The following is an 18239-nucleotide window of genomic DNA, read 5'->3' on the forward strand; positions in this document are numbered from 1 at the left end:
AGCGCCGGCGCGACCGCGACGATCGAAAACGACGAGGACATGGCGAACGACGTCCATGCCACCTTCTATCGCTGGCTCACCGCTTCCAGCGGCTTCAACGCCAGGCCCGACCAGGAAGCGCAGATCCTGGACGAAGTGCGTTCGCTGGCGGCCGATCCGGTCTGCGCGTCCGGCCTGGTGCCGCGCGTTCCCGAGCTGGTGTCGCAACTGCTCACCGCGCTGTCCGACGAAAACATCTCGACCAGCGCGCTGTCGGCCCAGGTCGGGCGCGACCTGGTGCTGGTGGCCGAAGTGATCCGCGAAGCCAACAGCGCCTATTACCGGCCGGTGACGCCGATCGAGACCCTGGAGGGCGCGGTGACCATGCTCGGCCTGAACGGCTTGCGCATGCTGCTCGCGCGCATCGCGTTCCGGCCGCTGGTGCGGGTCAAGGTGCAGGGCGTGGCGCGCCAGGTGGCGCCCAATGTGTGGAAGCATTCCGAACGCTGCGCGTTCGCCGCCAGCGTGATGGCGCCGGGCCTGTCGGCCGGCGTGTTCGAATCCTACCTGGCCGGCCTGATGCAGAACCTGGGCCTGCAGGTCGCGTTCCAGGTGGCCGACCGCATCTGCGAAGGCAGGGTGCCCGGTAACAGCGAATTCGGCGTCGAACTGTTCGCGGCCAGCCGCCAGCTGTCGTCGGTGATCGCCAACCACTGGGACTTCCCGCCCGAAGTGGTGGAGGCGATCGAACAGGCCGGCGAAGCGGATGGTTCGCACCTGGCGCAGGCGCTGGCCCAGGGCGACCGCATCGCCAAGCTGCGCCTGCTGCTCGATGCCGAGGTGATCGAGGAGGATGATGAACTCATCACCCGCGGCTTGAACGGCTTCCAGCGGCGTTGCCTGGGTAAGTTGGCGGATTTGTCGGATTGACTGAAGCGGCGGTGGTGGCAATGCACCCGTACTCGATGTTCATTCCCAGCAGAGCGCGTCATACACAGAAGGTCCTTGAGGCCTATACAGTCCCGATCTGGATCATCGCGGGAATCTAGTACACCCTGATTTTTTCCGTATCTAGGCGCAGAAATGCCGAACGATATGCAAGGTGCATTCGATTTAACGAATCATCGGCACCGTTTTACGCATTGGTTACAAAAAGTTGATTGTTCGAAAATTCCCATTCTGTATAGTTATCACAACTGCACGAGTTCACGACTTTGGCTGCAGGGGAGAATGACAATAACATACAGGGGATGCAAGCATGGCGACAGCAAAAAAAGCGTCAAACGTCGAACAAGAAACCGCACCACGAGCGCGCATACACAGACTGACCATTTCGAACTTCCGATGTATCGGCCAAATTCCGGTAACGATCGAACTGGACGAAATTGTCGTCTTGGTGGGGCCTAATAACGCAGGGAAAAGCTCGATCCTCAGGGCCTATGAAGTAGTGATGCAAAGTGGGAGCCAAGGACACCTAGAGCTCGACGATTTTCCAAATGGGGCCCTGCCCGATGCAGGATCTGACGTGGTCCCAACCATCGAGCTGGAAACGGTTCTGTACGCTGAAAGCAAGCCGCCTGCCGTGCATTGGATCGACGAAAAGCCATCCGGCGAGCGTCACGTGCGAGAACGATGGACCTGGAAGAAACCTGGTGCGCCGAAAAAAGTAGGTTTTAACGTCGAAAAAGATTGTTGGGATGAGGAGCACGGGCCATGGGGAGCTGCAGGTGTAGCCCAAGTCAATAGGCCTGAACCTCATCGAATAGAAGCATTCGATAATCCGGCTACACAGGCTGCGGCAATCGTTAGTCTGCTTGAGGAGGCGATTAAGCAGAAGGTAAAGGAGGTCACAGGATCGAAGAGCGAAGAAGGTCAAGAAAAGAGCGCATATGAAAAGCTCTTAGATTCCGTGAAAACCTTACGTAAGGAGGTGGCGGAAGATGCGGCAACTGCAATTGACGACGTCAGGAAGAGCCTGAATGAATCGCTGGCTGAAATATTCCCTGGCTATGCAATTGCTTTAGACGCCAAGGCAGAGGATGACGTCGAAAAAACCATCTCGCTATTTAAGATTGCACCATCTCTACGAATGGGGCCAAATGATGGCTATCAGTCGTCACTCGAACGGCAGGGAAGCGGAGCACGTCGAACGCTGCTTTGGACAGCACTGCGTATTCTAGCTGAGCATAAGAGGCTGCCCGCCAAAAAGGACGGTGCCGTGCTCGAGAGGCCACACTTGCTCTTGCTGGACGAACCAGAAATGTGCCTGCATCCAAACGCTATTCGCGATGCTTGCAACGTCTTGTACTCGCTGCCATCTACAAAGAAGTGGCAAGTGATGGTTACCACCCATTCACCCGTCTTCATCGATCTCTCTCGGGATAACACATCAATTGTGCGGGTCGAACGCGGGACGGGAGGCAACGTGACTGGAACAACGATCTATCGCCCAACAAAGGCAAAGTTGAGTCCGGACGAAAAAGAGGAACTCAAGTTGCTCAACATGTATGATCCCCATGTTGCTGAGTTCTTTTTCGGTGGGCGTACGGTCGTCGTCGAAGGAGATACCGAACACTCGGCATTCAAGGAGATCATTCAGGCCAATAACGAACGATTTAGGGACGTGCACGTTGTACGGGCTCGTGGCAAATATACGATCATTGCGCTGTGCAAGATTCTAAACCAGTTTGGCAATCCTTACGCCGTACTTCACGATGCCGATACCCCGACAATTACCACCAAAAAAGGAGACGCAAAGAACCCAGCCTGGGCAGCAAATCAGCAGATTAAGGACATCGCAGACGAAGCTCCTTATGGCGCAGTGGTCGTTGCGTCGCTTCCTAACTTCGAGTGCGCCATGTTCGGTAAAACGGCCAAGGGCGAGAAACCTTACGCGGCATGGGAGAAGGTTAGGAAGAACGAGCAAGGCAGGGCAAAGATAACCCAGTTGCTGTCTTTCCTTGTGGCGGGGCAAGGCGAACTGCCGGAAGGTACCCTCAAGTGGGGAAGGCTAGATGAGCTTGAGACTGCGGTTGTGGTTTATTCGAAGAAACTAGATGTCGTGGATGCCGCCGAAGCTGTCGAAGCCGCCGTCGCTGTGGCTGCTGAAGAAGTCGCTAATCCCGCCGCCCAGTCGACTTAGTGTTCGCGACTTTGCGAAGAGGGTATGGAGCTACCGTCACTGTAGCGATTGATCCGTGCGCTTAGTAGCGGTTGAGAGCAGGGCGTTTGAGACGTAACGACCGGTGGTTTTCACTTCAGACAGCGTTGGTCGCCCTTTATCGACGGGACTTGCCCTGCCTCCTCATGCCGCGGAGCAGGGCGGGGCAAGGAAGTGGCTCGAGGGGGGCGGTCACATGGTGTGTTGGTCGCATTAGGTCTCGAAACATCCATAACGAACACATCAATCAGTCCCCTGATTTCTTGTGGAAGGCAAACTTCGATGCTGTCTTTTAATTCCTGAGCAGTTTCGATCCCATGCTTCGTTCGGCCGGCGACAGGCTCGCCCGTACCAAACCATATGACTAAAAAAATTCCCTGCTGTTCTGCGTCTGGATGAATGGAGTAACGCTCGTATAACTGAGAGGAAGCAGCCGTATAAAGTTCCTTATGCCACTGTCCTTTGACTTCCGTGACAAGTAGTCGCCTGCGTCCCCCAATCACCTTGGAAGCTGTGAAATCGCTCCGCTTCGCATTCTTCAATTGATGCTCAGGCGTCACCACTATACCTTGTGGCTCGAGCCTGAGATTAAGCCTCTCAGCAATAATTAGTGTAGCTCGAACCTCGTCCAAGCGCTCTCCTTTCTCGTAGAAGCGCGCAGCTGAGTTGAATTCTCCACCATCGAGGGCTTTCTGAAAGTTTTCGAGCTCTTGGATTACAATTTGGCGTAAGCCTTCAACCGTAACGACGGCGTCGCGGTCGAGACGACTCACTATGTCGTGCGGCGACGGAGGTGCGAAGTCGCTGAGCGCTTTCTTTCGGATCTGGGCAGCATGGATGCTCTTCAAATCCTTGTGCATGTCTGCGAAGCGCATATCAGCAAGAAGCCGTTTGATTATCGGAATGGCAAGGTCAGGAACATCTGCGTTGAGCGACCAAATCACTTCCGTCAAGAAGCGATATGCAGTTTCTTCTTTAGGGCTCTCTGATCCCCAACTGTTCGGCAGAACCACCTTTGGCCACTTATCGATGAACGCGTCTAGAATGGCTTCGATTTTGCCCGAGTCTAGTGCCGGCCAATAGGACTGCCCATTATATTTTATACGCTCTGACCGATCCTGAAGCAAAAGCAGCGTTTCCTTATGTGCTTTGAGCCACTCCCAGCAGACTTCAGGGGTGTTGCCTACAAAATACCATGCTCGCATTAACCAAAACGTGCGCTTTCGTTCCATCCCATCGTTTTCAGTAGCCTCAGGCCAGGCAGACATGAAATCTGCGCATCGGTCAAGAATGATTCTTTGTAATTCAGTGCGATTTCCATGTTTAGCCGCAATCTCGAAAAGCGTATCTAGCGGCTCCAGAGCGAGATCGTGAAAACGGCTTAGCCATTCGATTGACAATGTAGACTGTAAATGGCGAAATACTTTTTCGCTTTGTAAAAGCCAAACTTCAGGGTGCTTGCATCCGGAGCATGCAAGCTGCGGTTCGATGTATTGCCGGAGAAAATTTTCGGAACTGATAGGGTCGCTGAGAGCTGAACGGTCTATTTCTTCTTTAAGTGCGCAACGTTCCTCGTCTGACACAGCATCGTAGTGTATTTGGATATTGGTTCGAAGTGCAACCAGAAGCCTCGGGTCAATGTTTTCCAAATTACCGCGAGCACGCATGATCTCTAAGCAGGCAGCGTATAACACCTTCTCAATATACAAGCCCTGCGAGGCACACCGTAATTCGGCAAGCCTTGTCAGGTGCGGTACGTCTGGGCCAATAAAGTCGATGCAATTCCTCAAGGCTTTTCGTACGAGCACCTCATCGCCGAATTCCATGGCGATCCTATTGGGGCTGCTGAGTACCAAGCTTGCAAAATAGGTGAGACATTCAAAGTGACGTCCACTTTCGACAAGTGCGCGATTGTCCCGAATGAATTTGATGTTTGCTGCCCGAATCTTAGCCATCTCCGCACGCCGACGCGCCGCCTTGCGATTGCGGGAAAGGCGCGGAATGTGGCTATTTGAATGTCGCTGCGCTGCCGCCCTGTTCGACTTGACCCACTCGACCATGAGCGAAGGCTTGTTCAAAGCCTGGGTGCGCATGTGCTGCCGAAGACTGTCTGGACCTCGGTCCGTGCTACTTCGATGGTATTGGTGTCCCGCGATGAAACTCGCCCACAGTTCAACGTTGTCATTTCTAAAGGCCAGATCAGCGATGAACTCGTAATCTGCAGGTTGGAACTGAAGTCCGCTATGTCCGTACCAATGGAATTTATTAATTTTTGTTTCGAATATTTTGTCTCGGTCATTCATTTTTCCGAATACATGCGCAATGATACCTTGGCGCAGGTCGTGTTTTTGCTGGAGCATTCGTACTGATTTGCTCTGATCTGCGGTTTTTTGCTCGTTGAATTTTAGACTCCGAATCCAATGCCAGATCTGCTCCGGGTCATATGGCGGCGTAGTCAGCTCGAAGTAACGGTCCAGCATTGAGCCTATGATCTTGCTCATCCCGCCTTGACATTCGCATGCGTAGACATCCTTTTCACACTTGCAGGTCAGTTCTTTGGTCAGTTCATCAAGGAGCGATTCGATCGTCGTTAAATTCAGGGTCCTGATAAAACGTTTTATGAAATAGCGAGCGCCCACGGTACGTTCATGGCGCATTTGACGGTTCGGGTAAAGCGCGGAACAGGCCTTGAGAAAATCAGCTAAGGTACTTTTTTCGAAGGTTTGCGGCTTCAAAGTCTGAATAATCGTGTCCGCTACCTTTAGCGAACTGTGACTAGCTTCAGAGATGAGAAATCCCAAATCGGATAAATGGTCATGATTTTTTAGAGCAAGCAGGCTCGCACTGGCTAGTACGCGGGTATTCTCGTCCTCGTCTCTCGTCAAAATGAGTTGACGCAATTCACTCACCAAATGTTCAACTGCTGGCGATCCTTGCAAAAGTTCCATGATTAAATCCCGCAGGTGGCCACCGCTTGTAGCCATGAGTAGGGGTTTGATCTCTTCAATCACTTCACGGGTAAAGAAACCTGCGACGCTAAACCTACGTCGGAAATCACCCCTGCGGAAATAAGGATCGTTCGCTTCGCTCGCTTTAAGTCCCTTTATAAGCAATCGCTTTGAAGAATGCTCAAGTTGAGACGGATCGCCGTTAGCAAGTACGGCATAAGGATCAAGTTCGATTGCTGCAACTTGAATGGACTTGTTGCCTAAGGATGCCATCCAGCCAAGCACACCCCGTAGTTCATCTCGCACCGTAGAGTTTGGCGCGACAATAGTCAGACACTTGGCAAGTGTGAGTGGATCACCTGGGTCTGCGATGCGCTTGTTAAGATAGTCGGCTGCACAGTACTCAGCAACTATTTTGTGGATCGGGCGATGGTGATCGGCGCTGTCTCCGGGTTTGAATAGACGCGTTGCCAAGATGCCGTCAGCCGCTAGTCCTTCACTGAACAACGAGGAAAGCAGCGGGTACGCGCGGTTCTCAGAAGCCTCTGTTGTGCTAACGCCTTCGGCACCAGATAAAAGGAGTTTTGCGAAAACTTCAGACGCTAAATCAATTTTTTCTTTGTTGACAGTGGGGAGGCTGTTCTAGTCACACTAGTGTTTGCCTCTTTTGCAAGGCGCTCCACTGCTTGCGAAAAGATAGATCGCTTGTCAGCGAAGTGTCTTCCGCTCTGAATATATGCGTCTGCCAAGAGCTTCAAAAACTGTGGGTTCGGGAGGAGGGCCTCTAGATCAAATCGAGCAACTTCCATTCGGAATGCCGCGAAATCTTCGCCTTGAACATGATGATTAAAGATTGTACGTTGTTCGGCCTCATCAAATTCAGATAGCCTTGCTATCAGAGGTGCGACGCCGAGAAAATCCTTGAATGCGTTTGTGGCCGCGTTATCCCATTCACTGGAGCGGCTTGAGATAATCAGGTGGGTAGGATTTGCCTTCTTGGCGTTAGCAAGAAGATTGTAAATTCCGGAATCATCAATCTTTGCTAGTTCATCGAATGCGTCGATCACCAGGGCGCAATTGCCCGCACTGGCTCCTATGTGTTTAAATACGTTTGCCGTTACTGAGGATACACCTAGGTGTCGGGCGAAACTATCCATCAGTTCGGTTTTTCCAGCACCAGGTTCCGCTAGGACCACAACGTAGTTCGAAGCGGCCAGTAACGCCTCTTCAGTATACGCTCGGTCGCTACTCGATAGTCTGCGTGGGAGGTATAGAGCCGAATTCATAGAGGTAAATCCATACATTGCGTATAGGGTGTTTTTACAGTCCGTGCGTTCATATCGAATTGTACGCACTGCCTAGCATAAATTAAACAAGACGGCGTGTCACTGGATATTCGAGTGGCTCCTGCTAACCTTATAAGAGCAATACTTACACTACGCTAGCGCATTTGATAAGTTTTAGTTCTTGTGGCAAGTTCTAAACGTTAGAGTATGCGGGCCTACGGAGCTTCGATCCCAATTGTACTTACACGGCAACCTAACACAGAACGTATCAAGGATTGCTCCGTTACTAGGGTCTAGAAAAACGATCGCCAGGGGCAGCAGTGGTGCGACAAGAGATTCGGTGGCTGAGTTGAGCTTATGCGGGCACGCAGCGGCAGCTCTTAACGTACGCGACTCTTGTACGATCTCGCGCCGGGCCGTCGGCAGAGGCGGGCGGCGCATTTGCCAAATTTTCTGATGCCCAGGCAGGCAGATGCTTCTACGGCGCGGTCTGCGGTGGAGGCGACCAAATCATAATCGATAGGACGGGACAGCTTCCAAAAGCTTCTTTGCTGACCACGTTGTCTGCGGTAGGAAGTGTAGTCAGGAGCGTCTGCAACTATCCTGGTTTATGAACAAAAATGATCGCCAATCTGATTCAGTCCAGCCATGCTCGGGGCCTCGGCCGCCCGCCGACACTCTAAAGGAAGGTCGAAGGTATGCACAGTGTGGTTATAGGTGTTGGAACAACGCTGCAGCTGCAATACATATCACTGACTAGAATGTGGACGTCTTCGTTGGATAGGTTTGGCAGATCGTTGGTCCGGGATTACGGACGACGCGCTTCCAGGCACTGAAGCCAAGGAACATCCACATTACCTTCCTTGTCCTAGAAGGGCTTTACTTCGATGAAGGCGCGGCGGAGATCTTTCAGTGCGGCGTTTTGGTTTGTCTCATGTTATCGAAGGCAGCGGCTGCTACAGGAAGCCGTCATGCTGAGCATAAAAAAGCGATGTCTCTCGCGCCCACTGTTGCGAGCGCGAGCACATCGCGGTCATTTCAAGATCAGAAGTCGATCTGCGCCGACAGCCTGAACGTCCTTGGCGCCCCCGGCAGCAGATAGCCACCCAGCGACTGCGTCACATCACGCCAATAAAACTTGTCGAATGCATTATCGACCCGCGCGCGGATAATCGTGTTCAGCCCACCCGCGCGCAGCAGGTAGGACGCCCCGAACCCCGCCACGTGGTAGCCCGGCACCTTCACCCGGTTGGCCGGATCGAACACCTTGTTGCCCGAATACTGCCACTGGGCGTCGAGCTTCAGCCCCGCCACCTGCGGCACCGCGTACTCGATCCAGGCGGTGGTGCGCAGTTCCGGCACATTGGTCACGCGCTTGCCTTCGGTCGACGCGTCGCCCGTGTCCTTCTGGTCGGTGTCGAGCGCCATCAGCGACAGGCTGTAGTTCAGGTTCTGGGTGGCGCGGCCCATTGCCGACAGTTCGACGCCGCGGTGGGTCTGCTCGCCGGCGCGCACGAAGGTGTTGGCGGCGTTCGTGTATTCCAGCCCCTGGCGGATCTCGAACAGCGCGCCCGACAGCGCCAGCTGCTCGTTGACGTTGCGCTTGACGCCGAATTCCAGCTGCTTCGAGCGGCTCGGCGGCAGGGCGGTGTTCTGGTTGGTGGTTTCCATCGGCGCGATGCCGCCGTACTGCAGGCCATGGCTGATCGAGCCGTATACGCGCCAGTCGCGCGCCGGCGCGTACACCAACGCCACGTTCGGCAACGCGAACGAATCCTTCGTGTGCACCCAGCCGCCTTCGATTTCTTCCAGCGCGTCGAGCTTGAGCTTCACGTAGCGCACGCCGGCGTGCAAGGTCAATTGCGGCGACAAGGTCAGCACGTCCTGCACGAACAGCGAGCGCTCTTCGGTAGCGCGGCGTTCCATGACGGGGCCGGTCACGCGGTCGCCCGACACCGGCGGCACGACGGTCGGGTTCCAGATATTGCTGGAGCCGACGTAGTCGTAGACGTATTCGCCGAAGCTGTCATGGCGCTCGGCATACGAGCCGCCGATGGTGAGGGAGTGGCGCACCGCGCCGGTGGCGAAGCGGCCCTGCAGCATCGCCTGCAGGCCCCACGGCGTCTTGCGCTCGCCGGTGCTCTGGAAGTCGTACACGTCGTAGTCGCCATTCGAGCAGTAGCCCGGATAGTAGCCGTCGCCCTCGTTGCTGCAGCCGTAGGGAAAGGCGGTGAAGTCGTCGCGCTTGAACCAGTGCTTGTTGGCGCTGACTGTGGCGTTCCATGCGTCGCTGAGGCGGTACTCGAAGCGCAGGCCCAGATTGCTGCTGTCGGTGTCGACCGGCCTGGTCCAGGGCTGGTCGTTGAGCAGGGTCTTGGGCGAGACGCCGGTCGGCAGGACTTCGTCGCGGATCAGCTGGTAGCCCGGCGCCGTGACCTGCGACTTGTGCTGGTGGTCGAGGTCGATCTGGAACAGCGCGTCCGGCGTGATCTGCCAGTCGAAGGCGGCCGACACGAACTGGCGCTCGCCGTCGGCGCCGCGCACGTAGGATTTCAGGTCTTCGGCTGCGGCGTTGATGCGATAGCCGAAGCGGCGGTCCGCGAAGCGGCCGCCCAGGTCGACCGCGCCGTACACGGTGCCGCGCTCGCGCACCTCCACCGTGGCCTGGCGCAGCGGGGCGTTGGTCGGGCGCTTGGTGACGAAGTTGATCATCCCGCCCGGCGCCGCGACGCCGGCCTGCAGGCCGGCCAGGCCGCGCAAGACCTCGATGCGTTCCTTGTTCTCGAGCGGGATCTGCGTGTCGCCCGAGATCGCGATCATGTCCTTGCGGTAGCTGGTGGCGTTGTCGAGCGCGAAGCCGCGGATCGAGAACTGCTCGGCGTAGCCGATCGCATTGTAGGCGTCGCCGATCGAGGCGTCGTAGCGCGCGGCGTCGGTGGCGCTGCGGATCGACAGGTCCTGCATCTGGCCCTGGCTGATCGAAGAGATCGAAGCCGGGGAATCGAGCAGCTGCACGTCGGAGAAGCCGCCGACGCTGGCGCGATCGAGCGCGATCCACTTGCTGCCGGTGACGACGACCGACGATATGGCCGACTGCGCAGCCTCCTGCGCGGCGGCCTGGGACGACAGGGAAAACGCCTGCACGATGGCGCAGGCGAGGATGGTGTGCTTCGAGGTGAATGTCATGGTTTGCTCTTTTTCGCGCGCAGCGTGGCGCGCCGCTTTTATCAAAGCCGGAGCCAACGTGGGGGAAGGGCAAACGAATGGGGATGCTGCTTTGCGCTTTCCTTCGCTGGCATTATCCAGATCAGGTACGAAGGGTATCTCTCACCCGGAACAGCGTTCCAGGACCCCTAGCGAATCGCGAGTGTATCACGGCCCGCGCGGCCGTGGTGAATCTGTCAACCTGTTCGAGCGGCGCCGCTCAGGCTTTCGCGGTCGACGGCGCCTCGGCCGCGGCGGGCTCGCTGACGGCCGGCGTCGCCATATGGCGCAACAGCACGGCGCGGGCCGCGTCGCCGATGGCGCGCCAGTGTTCGCGCCGCTGCGCCGCGCGCTTGCGGTGCTTCGATGGCATGTCTTGCAGCGGCTTGAGGTAGAACGGCAGCGGGACCACGAAGCTGCGCGCGTCCAGCTCAACGCCGCCCAGGATGCGCCAGAAGCCGTCGTAGGCGTTCTCGAAAGCCTTGTCTTGCGCCGCCTCGTAGGCCACGTGGGCGCTGCCGCGCACCGCGACCACCCGGTCGAAGCCGAGCGCCTGCGCCGCGCCCTGCAGGGCGGCAAAGCAGAAGAAGCTCGGCGAATTGTTGGGGAACACGCGCTCGAAGGCCTCGAAGGCGCCCCCGGCATCGCGCCACAGGCCGGCGTTGCGGGTGACGAAAGGAACGATCGGCAGGTCGACGCCCACCACCGCGCCCTCGACCCAGGTCCAGGACAGGCGGTGCAGCACCGTGCCGCCGACGATCAGGGACAGCGTCAGCTCGCCTTGCGGGTCGATGCGCGGCGCATGCTCGAGCCGCATGATGAAGTTGCCTTCGTCACCCTCTTGCTCGCCCCGGTGCTGCCACAGGACCAGGCCGCCGTGGTGCGCGGCGTGCCGGTAGGCGCTGTTGAAGGTGGCCTCTTCGAAGCGGTAGTGGGCCAGCACGCAGCGCATGCGCTCGCGCACTTTCATGCCGCGGGCCAGGTAGTCGCGGCCGCTCACCTGGCGGAACAGGTCGTCGGCGGGCGCGTTTTCGAGGCGGCGCACCAGCTTGAGGCGGGACAGGGACTGGTGCTCGCGCCAGTAGCGCAGCGCATGCCAGCGTTGGGTGAGACGAGCGAAGATCATCGAGCGCTCCATTCGGCGTAAAGGGACGTTGCCTTGCCGGGCTGCGCGCGATGGTTGGCCACGCCCGGCAAGAGCAAGAAATAATTCCGTTTTGCAATTATCTGCCGAATTGCTAACTCGTGCCCGGACGAAGTGCAAACAGTGCTTGGGAACCAAGGCTGGCGTGATCTGTCATGGGACTCTCTCTGGACGTGTTGACTTATGGTTGTTTTTAGGCATGCACGACAAGACTACCATGTTTGCGGCGCGCCACGCTTCTTCATTCATCATCGATAATGCGCCGGAACCAACCAGCAATGGAGGAAGCAGATGGCGTATGAACTGTTCTATTGGCCGAGCATCCAGGGCCGCGGCGAATTCGTCCGCCTGGCGCTGGAAGAAGCGGGCGCCGACTACGTCGACGTGGCGCGCCGCGAGGGCGGGATCGACCTGTTGATGGCGGCGCTCGACGTCGAGGAGTATCCGGCCTTCGCGCCGCCCTTCCTGAAGGCCGGCGAGCTGGTCATCGGCCAGGTGGCCAACATCCTGCTCTACCTGGGCGAGCAGCACGGCCTGGCGCCGCGCACCGACCCGGGCCGCCTGTGGGTGCACCAGCTGCAGCTGACCATCGCCGACCTGGTGACCGAGGCGCACGACACCCATCACCCGATCGCGTCCGCGCTGTACTACGAAGACCAGAAGCCCGAGGCGCTGCGCCGCTCGGCCGATTTCGTCGAGTCGCGCATCCCCAAGTTCATGGCCTATTTCGCGCGCCTGTTGTCCAACCCCGAGCCGCGCGACTACCTCACGGGCGACAAGGTGACGTACGCCGACCTGTCGCTGTTCCAGGTGATCGAAGGCCTGCGCTATGCCTTTCCGAACGCGATGAAGAAGATCGAGCAGGAGCATCCGGTGCTCACCGGCCTGCGCGACCGGGTGGCGGCGCGGCCCAACATCGCCGCCTACCTGGCGTCCGAACGGCGCATCCCGTTCAACGAGGAAGGCATCTTCCGCCGCTATCCGGAGCTGGATCAGTAAAGAGCCTACCCCGGTAGGTGTGAGTCGCTCCTGGCGCGCCTGGCAGACGTGGGCTGCGTTGCTCGTCGTTGCATGGCTTGCCATGCGGCCTCCTCGCGCCTTGCCCACGCCAGCCATGCATCGCCACGAGCTTCCCCACACCTACCGGGATAGGCTCTGATCAATCCCAGGCCGGGGCGAAATCCGGGCTGACCAGGCGCCCGCCATTGTCGAGCGCATCGATGGCGGCGCTGTCCTCCCGGCCCAGCACGAGTTCAGTCGCCCGCAGGTTGCTCGCAAGATTCTCGCGCCTGGTCGACGACGGGATCACGGCGTAGCCTTTGGCCAGCAGCCAGGCCAGCGTCACCTGGGCCGGCGTGGCCCCGTGGAGGCGCGCGATCTCCTTGACCACCGGGTCGCTCATCACCTTGCCATAGGCCAGCGGCATGTAGGCGGTGACGTGGATGCCGGCCGCGCGCGCGAAGTCGGCCACGCCGCGGTTCTGCAGATAGGGATGCAGCTCGACCTGGTTGGTGGCGATATTGTCCGCGCCAACGGCGGCTATCGCCTCGCGCATCAGCGCCACCGGGAAGTTCGAGATGCCGATCGCGCCCGTGAGGCCGGCGTCGCGCGCCGCCAGCAGCGCCTGCATCGACTCGGCCACCGGGACGGCGGCGCCGGGCGAGGGCCAGTGGATCAGGGTCAGGTCGACCTGTTCGACGCCCAGCTTGCGCAGGCTGTCCTTGAGGCTGGCGGCCAGCTTGTCGGCCGCCAGGTGCTCGGTCCAGATCTTGGTGGTCAGGTAGACGTCGCGGCGCGCCACGCCGGATTCGCGCAGCGCCTGGCCGACCTCCGTTTCATTGCCATAGATCTGGGCGGTGTCGATGTGGCGGTAGCCCAGTTCCAGGCCGGTTGCGACCGAGTCGATCGCGGCTTGCCCTTGCAGGCGGAAGGTCCCGAGACCCAGTTGTGGCATCTTCATGATGTGTCCTTTGAAATGAGTTAATGGGTGGCGGCGGCGCTGCGCACGGCCTTGGCCGGCGCGCCTTCGCGCCGGTCGAGCCAGCCGGCCAGGGTGGTGAGCAGCAGGGCGCCGACGACGACCAGGGCGCCGATCCAGGGCGTGGCCATCAGGCCGAGGTGGGCGACGATCAGGCCGCCGCCCCAGGCGCCCAGCGCGATGCCGACGTTGAAGGCGGCGATGTTGAGGCCCGAGGCGACGTCCACCGCCTGCGGCGCGTCGCGCTCGGCGCGCTGCACCACATAGACTTGCAGGCCGGGCACGTTGCCGAAGGCGACCGCGCCCCAGGCCAGCACCGTGATCAGGACCAGCGGTTTGCTCGGCGCGGTGAAGGTCAATGCCAGCAGCACCACGGCCAGCAGGGCGAACACGATCTGCAGCGCGGGCACCGGGCCATGGCGGTCGGCCAGCTTGCCGCCCCAGATATTCCCGGCCGCGACCGAGACGCCGTACACCAGCATCACGAGGCTGACGGTCGACGCCGCGAAGCCCGCGACTTCCTGCAGCACCGGCGCCAGGTAAGTAAAGGCGATGAAGCTGCCGCCGTAGCCGAGCGTGGTCATGGCGTACACCAGCAGCAGGCGCGGTTTCTTGAGCACCGCGAGCTGGGTCAGGAGGCTCGATGGCTTGCTACCCGCGATATCCGACGGCACCAGGATCGCGCTGCCGATGACGGCGATCACGCCCAGCAGCGACACGGCGAGGAAGGTGGCTTGCCAGCCGAAGTGCTGGCCGATGAAGGTTCCGAGCGGCACGCCGGTGACCAGCGCCACGGTGAGACCCGTGAACATCAGCGCGATGGCGCTGGCGGCCTTTTCTTTCGGCACCAGGCTGGTGGCGATGGTCGAACCGATCGAGAAGAACACGCCGTGCGCCAGGCCCGTGAGCATGCGCGCGGCCATCAGCGCTTCGTAGTTCGGCGCCATCCAGGCCACCAGGTTGCCGAACGTGAACAGGACCATGAGGCCGAGCAGCAGGTGCTTGCGCGGCAGCTTGCCGGTGAGGGCGGTGAGCACCGGCGCGCCGATGGCGACGCCCAGCGCGTACAGGCTGACCAAGAGGCCAGCCGAAGGCACCGAAACGCCCAGGCTGGCGGCGATGGTGGGGATCAGGCCGACGATCACGAATTCGGTCGTCCCGATGGCGAAGGCGCTCAAGGTGAGCGCCCAGAGTGCGAGTGGCATGTGATTCTCCTTGTTGTTGACGTGGCTGGAGCCAGGCATGCAGTGTGCCGTGCCAGGGGGGCAAGGAAAAATAGGCCGCTGTACAATGGACTTTTGATTCGGAGTCAACAATGATCGATGTAGACGCCTTGATTGTATTTGTCGCCGTCATAGATTCCGGCTCGTTCTCGGCCGCCGCCGAACGCCTGGGGCAGACGCCTTCGGGAGTCTCGCGCACCATCTCGCGGCTCGAGGATGGCCTTGGCATGACGCTGATGCACCGCACGACGCGGCGCCTGCAACTGACCGAAGAAGGCGCCTGGCTGCTCGAGCGCGCCCGCGCCATCCTGCAGGACCTGGCCAATACCGAGGCCGAGGCGCAGGCGCGCCGGTCGCAGCCTTCGGGCCTGGTGCGGGTCAATGCCTCGACGCCCGCCCTGGACCACCTGCTGGCGCCCCTGCTGCCCGATTTCCTGGAGGCGTATCCGCTGGTCCAGCTGGAGCTGACCAGCGGCGAAACCTATGTCGACCTGATCGAGGAGCGCGCCGACCTGGCGATTCGCATCGGGGCGCTGCCCGATTCGACGCTCAATGCGCGGCGCCTGGGCAGCGGCAGGCTGCGCGTGGTGGCGGCGCCAGCCTATATCGACAAGTACGGCGTGCCGCGCGAGCCAGGCGAGCTGGCGCAGCACCGCAGCGTGGGCTTCACGGCGCCGGCCTCGCTCAACACCTGGCCGCTGCTGCATGCCGGCGGCGAGGGCTATACCGTCACGCCGCAGGTGCTGGCCTCGAGTGGCGAGACGGTGCGCCACCTGGCCCTGCACGGGGCAGGCATCGCGTCGGTGGGAGAATTCCTGGTGCGCTCGGACCTGGCGGCGGGGCGCCTGGTGCCGGTGCTGGAAGAGCACACCCTGCCGTGGACCCAGCCCGTATGGGCGGTGTTCTACAAGCAGGGCGCGCTGGCGCCGCGGGTGGCGGCGCTGGTGGACTTCCTCGCGCGCAGGCTGGGCGAGGTGCTCGACAGCTAGGCCAGGGAGTCTGCGGCTCCCACCTCGGCGCTTGCGAGGCGTTCGATCAGGTCCTGCAGCGGCATCGGACGGCAGAACAGGTAGCCCTGCATGCACGGCTGCCCGTGTTCGGCCAGGAAGCGCGCCTGCGCCGAGGTCTCGATGCCTTCGGCCACGACCCGCAGGCCGAGCTGGCCCGCCATCGCCAGGATCGATTGCACGAGGGCCGTGCCGTTGCTGTCGTCGGGCATGTCGCGGATAAAGCCCTTGTCGATCTTGAGTTCGTACAGCGGCATCTTGCGCAGGTAGGCCAGGTTCGAGTAGCCGGTGCCGAAGTCGTCGATCGAGAAGCGGATTCCCATGTGCGCCAGTTCCTGCATGCGGCTTACCGTGTCGTCGATGTCATCCACCAGCAGGCCTTCGGTCACTTCGAAGATCAGCTGCCGCGGCGGCACGTCCGTCTCCTGGACCACCGCGCGCACCATGGCGACGAAATCGGGCTGGCGGAACTGGCGCGGACTGACGTTGATCGACAGCGGCAGCGCATGGCCGGCGCGTTCCAGCTCGCGCCATGCCAGGCAGGCGTGGCGCAGGACCCAGGCGCCGAGCGGCACGATCAGGCCGGTTTCTTCGGCGACCGGGATGAAGACATCGGGCGGCACCAGCACGCCGTCCGCGCGGCGCCAGCGCAGCAGCACCTCGGCGCCGACCGGCGCGCCGGCGGGGTCGACCTGCAGCTGCAGGTGCAGCGCCAGTTCGTTGCGCGCCAGCGCATCGGCCAGGTCGCGCTCGAGCGTCAGCATGTTCTCGGCCGCCGCCAGCATCGTGGTCTCGAACAGCGCGACGCCGTTGCGACCGGCCGCCTTGGCGTGGTACATCGCGGTATCGGCTTCGCGCAGCAGGTCGTGCATGGTCTGACCCTGGCGCAGCGGCAGTGCGACGCCGATGCTGCCCGATGAATGGTAGACCTGGTTGTCGATCATGGCCGGACGGCGCAGCGCCTTGCCGACCTTTTGCGCCAGATCCTGGGCGGCGGCGGTGGCGGACGCGCCGTCGCTGCCGAGATTCGCTGCCAGGATGACGAATTCATCGCCGCCGAGGCGGGCCACGGTGTCTCCTTCGCGCACCGCGTCGACCAGGTGGGCGGCGACGTGCTTGAGCAGGGCGTCGCCGGTGGCATGGCCGCGCGCATCGTTCACGCTCTTGAAATTATCGAGGTCGATGTACAGCACCGCGCCGAGGCCGCGGCCCGCGTGCGCCCCCTCCACCATCGCGTGCAGGCGCTCCATCAGCAGGCGCCGGTTCGGCAGGCCGGTGAGCACGTCGAAGAAGGCCAGCTGCTCGATCGCGTCGGCCGAGCGGCGGCGCTCGGTGATGTCGCGTCCCACCACCACCAGGTGCGTGATCGGCCCGCCTTCGCCGGCGAACGGCACCATCTCGATTTCGACCCAGCACGGCTCGCCCGTCTTCGAATAGTTCACCAGCTCGGCCGATACCGGCTCGCGCTTGCCCATGGCCTCGACGATGCGCGCCACCACCGCCGGATCGGTGTCGGGGCCGTGCAGCATGCGCATGCTGCGCCCGACGATCTCGTCGGCGCGGTAGCCGCTGCGGCGCTCGAAGGCCCGGTTGGCGAAGATGACGGGCTGGATGGCGCCGGGGCGCTCATCCACCTTGACGATCAATACCATCTCGTTGAGGCCGGCCAGCGCGGCGGAAGTCAGCCGCAGTTCGCCGTTCATCGCGCGCAGCAGGCTTTGCCCTTCTTCCAGCGAGGCGGCGGAGGTGCGCACGTCGTTCAGCGAGCCGGCCAGGCCCTTGAGCAGGGTGCCGCAGCTCAGGGTGATCAGGCCGCCGACGCAGGTGAAGTTCAGGGTCAGGATCAGCACGCTGGGCAGCGAGTCGTGCGCATAGTGGCCGACCGGGATGTCGGTTTGTCCCGTCAGGCCGAGCACCATGAGCGTGGCGGCGCTGAGCGCGAGCGCGGCGATCGCCGGTCGTGTGCCCAGCAGGACCGCGGCCAGCGCAGGCGCCGCCAGCAGGTAGAACAGGCCGATCGCGCCGGCCGCGAGCATCGAGCCGACACCCACGATGTACAGCATGGCCAGGAAGTTCAGGACGCGGGTCCGGTAGGCCAGATGGTCCATGCGCCAGATCGCCAGGATCCACGCCAGCGCGGCGGTATCCATCAGGGCCACCGCCGGGATGTCGCGGTAGACCGCCAGCGCCGCGCTGGGCACTGCCGCGATCAGGGCCAGCACCAGGACGACGGACATCAATGACGTGAAAACACGTGCGCGCCACTGCGCGACATCGTCGTGAGCCAGCATGATTACTTTCGCTTGAGAG

At 60.7% G+C, this 18239-nt stretch carries 11 protein-coding genes and 1 riboswitch; of the genes, 4 read left to right on the forward strand and 7 right to left on the reverse strand.

The window, feature by feature from the left end:
- The first annotated feature begins 39 nt into the window (after positions 1 to 39).
- Both LO55_RS14940 and LO55_RS25875 read left to right on the forward strand, forming a co-directional pair.
- Complete coding sequence (locus LO55_RS14940; protein WP_229410146.1) at positions 40 to 909, forward strand: HDOD domain-containing protein; 870 nt, start codon at positions 40 to 42, stop codon at positions 907 to 909.
- A 328-nt stretch (positions 910 to 1237) separates the two neighbouring features.
- Positions 1238 to 3121 carry an ATP-dependent nuclease gene (locus tag LO55_RS25875; protein WP_083415336.1) on the forward strand — a complete coding sequence of 628 codons (1884 nt, stop codon included), beginning with the start codon at positions 1238 to 1240 and terminating at the stop codon, positions 3119 to 3121.
- A gap of 110 nt (positions 3122 to 3231) precedes the next feature.
- On the opposite strand, the gene eruA is transcribed toward LO55_RS25875, so the two are convergent.
- From eruA to LO55_RS14965, 4 genes are all read right to left on the reverse strand, one after another.
- Positions 3232 to 6699 carry an NACHT domain-containing antiphage protein EruA gene (gene eruA / locus LO55_RS25880; protein ID WP_502554287.1) on the reverse strand — a complete coding sequence of 1156 codons (3468 nt, stop codon included), beginning with the start codon at positions 6697 to 6699 and terminating at the stop codon, positions 3232 to 3234.
- Positions 6690 to 7244 carry a hypothetical protein gene (locus LO55_RS26865; protein ID WP_218145980.1) on the reverse strand — a complete coding sequence of 185 codons (555 nt, stop codon included), beginning with the start codon at positions 7242 to 7244 and terminating at the stop codon, positions 6690 to 6692. Before LO55_RS26865 ends, eruA begins: the two co-directional genes overlap by 10 nt.
- Positions 7245 to 8417: 1173 nt before the next feature.
- Positions 8418 to 10559 carry a TonB-dependent receptor gene (locus LO55_RS14960; RefSeq protein ID WP_071362061.1) on the reverse strand — a complete coding sequence of 714 codons (2142 nt, stop codon included), beginning with the start codon at positions 10557 to 10559 and terminating at the stop codon, positions 8418 to 8420.
- Positions 10560 to 10640: 81 nt separating this feature from the next.
- Positions 10641 to 10738: riboswitch (TPP riboswitch) on the reverse strand.
- A gap of 59 nt (positions 10739 to 10797) precedes the next feature.
- The gene (locus LO55_RS14965; protein ID WP_071362062.1) at positions 10798 to 11703 is read right to left on the reverse strand and encodes a DUF535 family protein; all 906 of its coding nucleotides are present in this window, start codon (positions 11701 to 11703) and stop codon (positions 10798 to 10800) included.
- 309 nt (positions 11704 to 12012) lie between these two features.
- On the opposite strand from LO55_RS14965, the gene LO55_RS14970 reads away from it, so the two are divergent.
- On the forward strand, positions 12013 to 12720 hold the full coding sequence (locus tag LO55_RS14970; RefSeq protein ID WP_071362063.1) for a glutathione S-transferase: 708 nt from the start codon (positions 12013 to 12015) through the stop codon (positions 12718 to 12720).
- 160 nt (positions 12721 to 12880) lie between these two features.
- On the opposite strand, the gene dkgB is transcribed toward LO55_RS14970, so the two are convergent.
- Both dkgB and LO55_RS14980 read right to left on the reverse strand, forming a co-directional pair.
- Positions 12881 to 13681, reverse strand: a complete 801-nt coding sequence (gene dkgB / locus LO55_RS14975) for a 2,5-didehydrogluconate reductase DkgB (RefSeq protein ID WP_071362064.1) — start codon at positions 13679 to 13681, stop codon at positions 12881 to 12883.
- Positions 13682 to 13701: 20 nt separating this feature from the next.
- A complete protein-coding gene (locus tag LO55_RS14980; protein ID WP_071362065.1) occupies positions 13702 to 14904 on the reverse strand; it encodes an MFS transporter in 1203 nt (400 codons plus the stop codon).
- Between the two features lie 110 nt (positions 14905 to 15014).
- On the opposite strand from LO55_RS14980, the gene LO55_RS14985 reads away from it, so the two are divergent.
- Positions 15015 to 15911 carry a LysR family transcriptional regulator gene (locus LO55_RS14985; RefSeq protein WP_071362066.1) on the forward strand — a complete coding sequence of 299 codons (897 nt, stop codon included), beginning with the start codon at positions 15015 to 15017 and terminating at the stop codon, positions 15909 to 15911.
- Here LO55_RS14985 and LO55_RS14990 read toward each other — a convergent pair.
- A complete protein-coding gene (locus LO55_RS14990) occupies positions 15908 to 18220 on the reverse strand; it encodes a putative bifunctional diguanylate cyclase/phosphodiesterase (protein ID WP_071362067.1) in 2313 nt (770 codons plus the stop codon). The genes LO55_RS14985 and LO55_RS14990 overlap by 4 nt on opposite strands.
- Positions 18221 to 18239 lie beyond the last annotated feature (19 nt).

It is taken from the genome of Massilia timonae, assembly GCF_001866515.1.
GTDB classification, from domain to species: domain Bacteria; phylum Pseudomonadota; class Gammaproteobacteria; order Burkholderiales; family Burkholderiaceae_D; genus Telluria; species Telluria timonae.